Raw genomic sequence first — 1704 nt, 5'->3', positions numbered from 1 at the left:
CAAAACAGAGGAAGCCTCTTCCCCTAAAAAAATGCATATGAGTTGTGTCAAGCTACTTTGGGAATATGTAAATAAGTTCCACAGCGACCACTTTGGATTTTGTTGTGGAGTTTATTTATGTTATATCCTATGCAAAGCAGCAAAAATTCGGTCTGTACCTTAACGTTACTCCGCATCAAAAATCGCCGGAATCCCATATCCCCTTTTAGTACTCCGAATGCTCCCTCTACCTGGATGGAGCGGTTCATACGTAACAAAATGCCTTCCTCGCTTTGTATGCGCGCCTGCATTTCTTGGCGCTGCCTGAGAAAGGTTTTTGATACATGCAAATTCTTGCTCCGTTCTTCCAGCGACTTTTTGCTTGCTCCTTTAATGCATTGAGCCTTATGCTGACAGCCAGCGCACTCGGTACAGGTGTATACCGTTGTTACGATTGCATATCCGGCTTTGGATCGAGTCTTTTTCTCATAGGCCGCCTTGATACGATGTCCATTGTAACAAAGGTAGCTATCGGTTTCGGCATCGTAGACCATATTCTCGCGTTTACCAATGTCGCTTTTGTATTTACGGGTTTTGCCTATATCGGAATTAGCTGGTTTGATAAATGCTGTTAGCCCATTTTCCTCGCACCAGGTATAATTTTCTTCACTTTCAAATCCTGCGTCTGCTACTGGTTTTGTATATCCTAGGCATTTTAGTTTTTTTACCATCGGGATGAATGTTTGACTATCGCTTCGCTCCTGAGAAATCATTGCGCCTACGATATATTCCGCATCTACCGCTATCGTAGCATTGTAACCCGGTTTTAGCTGACCGTTTTTCATGTGGTCTTCTTTCATCCGCATAAAGGTAGCATCTCTGTCGGTTTTGGAAAAGCTATTGCGTTGCCCAAAACTGTGGTTGTAGTCATCATAGCGTTTTTGCCGCGCAATATAGTCTTCTATCTTTTCTAGGGCTCGCTGCAATGACGTCTTACGTTGTCCCTTCCCGTGAACAAAGACTATGCCTCGTTCAGCTTGCAAGGCTTTGAAACGCTTGCGCAATTTTTTTAGGTGCTTGGCCTTGATCTTTTGACCAACATGAAAGCGTATCCCAAATTCCTTCGCCAGGGCTGGCAGTTCGCCTTTCATCTTTGCCTGCAGCTTTTCCTCGCTTTTTTGTGTCGCTTTCTTCCATACAAAGCTGTAGCGGCCGGCATTGGCTTCTAGTTTGGTTCCATCAATGAATGCGTTTACTAGTGATAATTCGCCGCTATCGGCCAACAATTGCACCAACTGCTGGAACAAGTCTTCTACCACTTGAGTCATCCGCTCGCTACGAAAGCGTGCAATGGTGGCGTGATCTGGAGCTTTTTCTCTGCCTAAAAGGTAAAGAAAATTGATGTCTCGCCGGCAAGCCTGTTCAAGTTTGCGACTGGAATAAATGCCGTTCATATAGCCATATACGAGAATTTTGAACAGACGTTTCGGTGACCTCTCGATTCTCCCTATACGAGAGTACGCGGCGTACAATTTACTATAATCCATCCTTTCCAGTACCGCGTTGAGTAACCGCACCGAATCATCTGCTGGGATCATTTCACCAATATCCATTGGTAATACTAGTTGATATATATTTCCGTATGATGTATAATTTTTTTGTTGTAAGATTTTTTTCTTCACAAACTTAATTTTACAACAAAAAAACTGCAGCCAGAAGTAACTG

Annotated in this window: 1 protein-coding gene; it reads right to left on the bottom strand. The window is 43.5% G+C overall.

Annotated features, from left to right (window positions below; genetic code table 11):
* Window positions 1-47: 47 nt before the first annotated feature.
* Window positions 48-1649, bottom strand: coding sequence for an IS1182 family transposase (locus AC29Z1_RS17565; RefSeq protein WP_488272734.1), 1602 nt, complete (start codon window positions 1647-1649; stop codon window positions 48-50).
* Between the last annotated feature and the right edge of the window lie 55 nt (window positions 1650-1704).

The organism is Sporomusa sp. (assembly GCF_057736855.1).
This window is presented reverse-complemented; position numbering and strand designations above follow the sequence as displayed.